This window comes from Thermosphaera sp., assembly GCF_059755995.1.
The window spans coordinates 1-7,097 of sequence record NZ_DBOUKL010000027.1 but is presented as its reverse complement, the minus strand read 5'-3'; the positions used below and the strand labels follow the sequence as shown (position 1 = coordinate 7,097).

7 protein-coding genes are annotated in these 7,097 nt (G+C 47.4%); 5 read left to right on the top strand and 2 right to left on the bottom strand.

Translation table 11 applies throughout. From position 1 onward, the window contains the following. The coding region (locus AC3OH0_RS03205) for a helix-hairpin-helix domain-containing protein (protein WP_498344751.1) at window positions 1-1,663 on the top strand (1,663 nt) is incomplete at its 5' end. A gap of 130 nt (window positions 1,664-1,793) precedes the next feature. After that, complete coding sequence (gene upp / locus AC3OH0_RS03200) at window positions 1,794-2,435, top strand: uracil phosphoribosyltransferase (protein WP_498344750.1); 642 nt, start codon at window positions 1,794-1,796, stop codon at window positions 2,433-2,435. A gap of 39 nt (window positions 2,436-2,474) precedes the next feature. Here the strand turns inward: upp and AC3OH0_RS03195 are convergent, their stop codons facing one another. Continuing rightward, the gene (locus tag AC3OH0_RS03195; protein WP_193435967.1) at window positions 2,475-3,200 is read right to left on the bottom strand and encodes a P-loop NTPase; all 726 of its coding nucleotides are present in this window, start codon (window positions 3,198-3,200) and stop codon (window positions 2,475-2,477) included. After that, window positions 3,190-3,585: a hydrogenase nickel incorporation protein HypA gene (gene hypA, locus AC3OH0_RS03190; protein ID WP_193435966.1), complete on the bottom strand. Its 396-nt coding sequence runs from the start codon at window positions 3,583-3,585 to the stop codon at window positions 3,190-3,192. Before hypA ends, AC3OH0_RS03195 begins: the two co-directional genes overlap by 11 nt. 21 nt (window positions 3,586-3,606) lie before the next feature. Between hypA and AC3OH0_RS03185 the strand changes: the two genes are divergently transcribed. The 3 genes from AC3OH0_RS03185 to AC3OH0_RS03175 form a co-directional block, all read left to right on the top strand. Next, window positions 3,607-4,923: a hydroxymethylglutaryl-CoA reductase, degradative gene (locus AC3OH0_RS03185; protein ID WP_498344752.1), complete on the top strand. Its 1,317-nt coding sequence runs from the start codon at window positions 3,607-3,609 to the stop codon at window positions 4,921-4,923. Window positions 4,924-4,950: 27 nt separating this feature from the next. Beyond that, window positions 4,951-6,174 (top strand): MFS transporter, encoded by a 1,224-nt coding sequence (locus tag AC3OH0_RS03180; protein ID WP_498344749.1) that lies wholly within the window; start codon window positions 4,951-4,953, stop codon window positions 6,172-6,174. 118 nt (window positions 6,175-6,292) lie between these two features. Further along, the coding region (locus AC3OH0_RS03175; RefSeq protein ID WP_498344748.1) for a S8 family serine peptidase at window positions 6,293-7,097 on the top strand (805 nt) is incomplete at its 3' end.

The following is a 7,097-nucleotide window of genomic DNA, read 5'->3' as shown; positions in this document are numbered from 1 at the left end:
GGGCCCCATCATAGAGATGATCGTTGCAAGGGCTTTGAAAGCAGGTGTTCAAATCCTCGGTTTAAGTGCCACAATCGGGAACCCGCATCATCTAGCCGAATGGATCAAGGGGGGACTTGTTGATACTCCGTGGAGGCCTGTGAAACTGGTTGAAGGATACTACTCTAAGAGCCTGCGGAAAATATTCTTTGATAATGGTGTAGAGGAGAGCGTGGAGGTTAACACTGGAGATAGAATACTAGACGTTGTCCTCCATAATTTATCAATGGATTATCAAACAATCGTTTTCATTCATAACAGGAGGAAAGTCGAAGAATACGCTGAGAAAGTAAGCCTTAAACTCCCGCCAGCTCCGGAGGAGGTTGAAGACTTTGTTTCACAACTCTCTGAGAGCCCGAGCAGTATGGAAAGAGAGTTTTTGACAAGCCTGTTGAGAAGAGGGGTGGGTTACCACCACGCAGGATTATCAAGCGTGGGGAGGAGAGTGGTGGAGGAGGCGTTCCGGAGCAGAGTTTTGAGAATAGTCTTCGCCACTCCCACTCTTGCCGCTGGGGTCAACCTCCCAGCCCGCAGGGTTGTTGTATCCGTTAAACGCTATGACGCCTCAAAGGGAAGGACTGTGAGCATTAGCGTTAGCGAGTACAAGCAGATGGCTGGGAGAGCGGGGAGGCCAAGATATGATAGAGTGGGTGAGAGCATAATAGTCGATGCTTCAAGCGATAGGGAGGCAGTGGCCTTCCTTAGAGGACGCCCTGAAGAAGTGAGGGGGAAGTTAGCCAGCTCCCGGAATCTAAGGATTCATGCTTTATCCCTCTTGGCCTCCAGGGAGGCAGCGAGTATTGAAGGATTAAACGACATCTTCTCGCTAACGTTCTCCGCACATTACGCGGGCTCAAAAACCTTTCTCGAGTCCCTAACAGGGGAAACAATTAACTACCTGTTGAAGACAAGTATGGTGGTTGAAAAGAATGGTTTTCTAGAAGCAACAAGCCTTGGGAAGATCACGTCTTACACATACCTGGACCCGGCAACGGTCGATACTTGGAGGAGGAGTAAGCCACCAGTACCCTCAGATTCCTACGTCCTACACGTGGTAACGATGACGCCTGACTTCTTGAGGAGTGCACCATACATACCTAGCAGGATTGTCGAGGAGTTTGAGGAGGCCGCTTTAGAAATGAGCAGGCATGGGATTATACCGTCTCCAGGTAGAGTGGAGGCGGACTATGATGACTGGCTGGCAAGCTACGTGTACGCGATGATATTAGTTGACTGGATAAATGAAACGCCCGAGGATGCGATAATAAGTAAGTACTCTATAGGGCCCGGCGACTTATTCAACATTAGGGAAACAGCGACATGGATAGTTTCATCCCTCGCTAAAATAGAGAGTGTACTAGGAGATAGAAGGATGTATAAGCATTTACAAAGGCTTTCCATGAGACTTGAGGAAGGGGTTAAGGATGATGCTTTAGAATTGACGCGTGTTGAGAACATAGGTAGAGTCAGAGCGAGGATACTGATCGAACACGGCATTAATAGCATTAACGACCTAGCCGAGGTCCCGCTGGAAAAACTATCATCCCTACCCAGGTTCGGGCCTAAGGTTGCCCGGTCCATTAAAGAATGGTTGAGGAAGAGGGGCTACGCCGTCAAGGAGTAGTTAAGGCATTTCCAGCCCATGGGCTTCGCAAGCACTTGGTAGTTTCTTCTAGACCTGGTAACCGATTATTGACAAGCGATAGGGTAATCCCTTTATACTCGGCACGTTAAAATTAATTTTGGGTGAATTTTTGAGCGAGAATCTCATCATCATCGATAATCCTTTAGCGAGGTACTATCTCACAGTTTTACGTAGAAGAGATACTAGGCCCGCTGTTTACAGGGATTACGTTAAGAAAATAGGCTACATAATCGGTTATGAAGCCTCCAGGCTTTTGAAGTGGAAGCCCGTATTCGTAGAAACATCAATAGCTAAAACCGAGGGCATCGTTCCGGCTAAACAGGTCTACATTATCGGGGTTCTAGGAGCATCAGTACCTTTAATGCATGGGATTTGGGAGGCATTGCCGTGGGCAGGCCTAGGAATAGTTGCTGCGAGAAGATTTAAAGTCGAGAACAAGGTTCTTGTCAGACTATACTATGAAAGAGTCCCTCCCGACCTTTCAGAATACACTTCTATCGCCGTGGATCCGACCTTGGCGACGGGAAACACCATGATAAAGGTTTTAGAAAAGCTTAACGAATTGAAATGCAAGGATTACCTCGTAGCCACGATAATAGCGTCCAGGACCGGCTTGGAAAACCTGTGGAAGAGATTTCCCGATGTCAGAGTTATAACTTTAAGCGTGGACCCTGTTCTCAACCAGGACTACTTTATCGTACCCGGCATAGGTGATGCGGGAGACAGGTCGCTGAGCTCCGACGAGTTTTAACATCTCAGGCGAGGGGTTTCATTAGTTGAACCGTGAAAATCACGTTTTACTTAGAATAGCCTCAAAGTATTTTCTAAGATGGCAGTTCTCAATCTTAGAAGCTGACCCAATACACTCGTCGATGGTTTCAATGAACGGGACGTAGCCTGCGTAGTTGAGACCCTCGCTCTCAGCGAAAGCCTTCAGCACACCGTTTCCCATGTTTTCAACAAGCATTATCTCGCCTATTCCAGCGTCCCTGAGGATTTTCACCAGTCTTGAAACGCTTTGAATCGATAGTCTGTGAGGGGTTGACACAACTATTGGCTTCACCAAGCCTCTGAGATTGTAGATAGCTTCTAACTGCTCATCGCTTAGGCCTGGTGGAGTGTCTATGAAGAGCTTCTGAATGCCCGTCCAGTTTACAATGCTTAAAACCTCTCTCATCACGTTCCTAGCTTCCTCACCTTTTAAAACCAGGGGCTTGTCCCTTGTGAAGGAAATTATGGAGAAGTATGAGAGCTCACCTATTTTGAAGGGTTCCAACCCTTTCTCTTCCCTGTAAGACACTTCCTCAGGTCTGACGCCAAGTATTATGTGGGTGGATGGATTGGTGAAGTCAAGGTCGAGTAGTCCGGTTGGGACTCCTTTTAGCGAGGAATAGTATGATAGAAGGGTTGATATGAAGGATTTTCCCACGCCTCCCTTACTGCTTAAAACCATGTACACTTTAGATATTTGCTTCAACCTTTTAACCACGCCGTGGAATCGTGGATCAGAGCTCATCTGGTTGCACCTCTATTATTCTCACACCTCTTCCCTGAGTTATCGAGAAATCCCTGCTACCGCATTTAGGGCATTTGGTGAAGGCGTGGATGGACTCGGGCACGAAGTGGATTGATTCCCTGACAGCCTCGTCCATGGACTCTGGGCTTAAACTCCACCTGTAACCGCAAGTGTTGCACTCCAGCTCGGCGTTCTCGTCAACTATTTCCAGGTTTTCCACAGTTAAACCCTTATCCCTTAGCAATTCCTGAAGGCTGAAGGAAAATATCTCCTTATCTATTGATTGAAGTATTCCAAGCCCTATTCTAAGGGACTTAACTTTTCGAAAACCACTATTTTCAAGAAACAGCACTATCGACTCAGCCAGGGCCCATTCATGAACCATTATTTCCACCGTTAATATTTAATACATAGTCGTCAATATAAGAAGACTGGGATTTACATGCCTGAGAGGAGCAGTAGAATACAAGGGTTTTACAAGCTTCCCATGAGTGAAAGGTTGAGAATTATAGCTGAGATGTCGGGTTTAACCGGGGACGAGGTTAAAACCCTTAGCAACTTGGGGAACCTTCCAGTAGAGATCGCGGACAGTATGATTGAGAATGTTGTAGGCGGGATGACATACCCGTTCGCTATTGCCACTAACTTCAAGATAAACGGGGTGGATTACCTGGTACCGATGGTAATAGAGGAGACGAGTGTAGTAGCGGCAGCAAGCAACGCGGCTAGAATGCTAAGGTATGGTGAAGGGATAAGGGCTGAGGCAGGCCCTCAAGAAATGATCAGCCAAATACACATCGTGAACGTTACTGCGCCACAGTACAAGGCCATGAGGATAATCGAGGCCAAGCAGGAGATACTGGAGCACGCTAAGCAACAGGATCCAACCCTTTTAAAGTACGGCGGTGGGCCAAGAGACCTAGAAGTAAGAATTGCCGACTCACGCATGGGGCCCGTCATAATTGTACACTTGATCGTTGATGTGAGAGACGCCATGGGCGCTAACACCGTTAACACTATGGCAGAGGCCGTAGCTCCAATGCTGGAGAAGATTACAGGAGGGCAGGCAAGGCTGAGAATAGTCTCTAACTACGCTACCAGAAGGATTGTGAGAGCTTGGGCTAGAACACCTTCTGATGAAGTAGGGGGATTGGATGTTGCTAGAAAGATCATGGAGGCAAGCATCCTAGCCGAAATCGATCCCTACAGGGCAGTAACCCATAATAAGGGGATTATGAACGGGATAATAGCTGTAGCGTTGGCGACAGCACAGGATCACAGGGCAATAGAGGCCGGGGCCCACGCCTACGCGAGCCGAACAGGTTGCTACAAGCCCTTGTCTTACTGGGAGGTTGACGAGCAAGGATTCCTAGTCGGCAGTGTTGAGCTCCCACTTCAAGTCGGCATCGTAGGAGGTGCGACAAGGGTTCACCCGGTTGCCAAGATTGCCTTGAAAATACTAAATGTTAAAACAGCCAAGGAACTGTCCGAAGTCATGGCTGCTGTTGGACTAGCCCAGAACCTTGCTGCTTTAAGAGCTCTAGTCACCGAGGGTATTCAGAAAGGGCACATGAGGCTTCACGCCAGGAACCTAGCCATAATGGCGGGGGCAACCGGTGATCTAATCGACAAGATTGCTGAGAAAATGATTAGCGAGGGACGCATAAGATACGATTACGCCAAGGAGTTGCTGGAGAAGTACTTGAGAGGAGAATCGACTTAGCACTATTTTAAAACCCAGGAACCCACTATGATTAATCGCAGATTCCTCAGCGAATACGTTAGCGAGGCCCGCTCCTTACTCTCTGGAAATGTTGGAGTAATGGCTCTTTCATGGTTTTTATTCGCTCTGAGCGGATCACTAGTTCAGCCGTTTTTCTCGGTTTACGCTAAAGAGTTGGGAGCAAGTGACCTTGATCTCGCGTGGATAAGAACCCTGGGAATGCTCTCGCTCGGTCTCTCCCTCATCCCTGGTGGGTTGATCACCGATTATATTGGACGGGTTAAAACAATCATGATCGGTACCACAGGCATCACTATTGTTCAGTTCTTGTACGCGTTAGCCAGGGATTGGAGAGAGTTCGCAATCATATGGGTGTTAGACTCAGCGATGCATTTCTACCAGCCCGCGCTGAGCGCAATAGTCATGGATTCAATGCCCAGGGACAAGACATTCAAGGGATTCATCCTTTTGAACATTGTTCCAAGTATTCCATGGCTCTTCATGCCTGTTGTGGGAGGGATTCTTTACCAACAGTTAGGGGTTACTGGGGTAAGAATAGGTTTCGTATTGTCTGGAGCGTTAAGTATCATGGTCTTGATCCTGAGGATGAGGGGTTTTAAAGAAACATATTCGAAAAGGGATAAGGATTTTAGTAAGCTGGTTTTTGAGCTTTCAGGCTACAGGCCGGTGCTGGTGAAAGCCTTTAAGGTTTACGTGTTCACCGCCTTGCTGTGGCAGCTGGCGTTCGGCGTTCTCAACACTTATGGAGCAATATACGCTATAGAAGTCCTGGGAATAGAGAAGCCAGAGTGGGGGCTGGTTAACAGCGCGTCAACCATGGCGAGCATAGCGTGGTCAATACTTATATTCAGGTTTACATTAACGAATTTCAGGAAGCTTTCACTGATTTCATCCATCCTCGCTTCATCATCGATCGCGGCACTCTCACTCCCATACTTCTTCAACGTCGACGCGTTATCGGTGGTGATAGTCTGTAACGTCGTGATTTCCATATCCAATAACATAATTTCAGCAGCTGTCTCAACAATACTAACCCGGATACTTCCTCAGGAGATAAGAGGGAGGGCTGTTAGCTTTCAGAGAATCATGGAGAACGTGGGCGCGGCGTTTTCATCCATGGTGGCAGGCATCCTATACGTGGGTTTGAATCCGGGACTCTCCCTCATATCCTCCTCATTCATCGGCATTGCTTCAACCCTCTATCTTCTATACATTTTCAGAACGGGCTAGTGCGTGCTGAATGAGACTTTATGCATTGTCCATCTTGGGTTGAAAACTTTCCAGAAATATTTGGGAAAAGCTTATATACTCGTAAAAATCATAAGCGAATTCACATAACGTGGGAAATGTGTCTTACAAAAGTATAAATGTAATCCTCCTAGTATTCATACTTATAACATCTCTCTCAACCCCTCTCGCTGCAAGCCAAGGAAATGATGAGGTATTACAGAAGATTCACCCCAACCTGTTGAAAAACATTGGAACCCTGGACAGCAATGTCTTCGTTGAGGTTATTATAAGGTTGAAACCCTTGCCTGACAATGTGAGAACCCTTGTAAAGGGAGATTACAACCTGGCTGTGGCTAGCTTGAAATCCTGGGCTTCTTACACGCAGGATCCTATAGTTAGAATGATCAATATGAAAGGAGGCGTGATTCTCAACAGGTTCTGGTTGGATAATGTAATCCTTGCAAGAGTCCCCGTGTCATTGGTCAAGATTCTTGCAACCCACCCTGATGTCGTAAAAATATTCGAGAACTTCAGGGTAGAAGTGATACGTCCCGTAGAGAGGGAAAGCATTGAACCCGATCAGCTCGTTAGTAGCTGGGGTATATTCAAGATAAGGTCTAACGAAGTATGGTCTCTCGGCTACACTGGGGAAGGAATTAGGATTGCAGTACTTGACACTGGTGTGGACATCACTCACCCAGCACTCGCAGGCAAGATGCTAACGCTTGACCCTTCAAGCCCCTACTACCCTGGCGGATGGATGGAGTTTGATGCAAGCGGTAACCCAGTTTTAAGCATGCCGCATGACACGGATGGACATGGAACCCACACTAGTGGGACAGCATTAGGCGGAGACACCTCGGAAATACTCATAGGTGTCGCACCCGGCGCCACCTTAATGCACGGCTTAGTCTTGCCAGGAG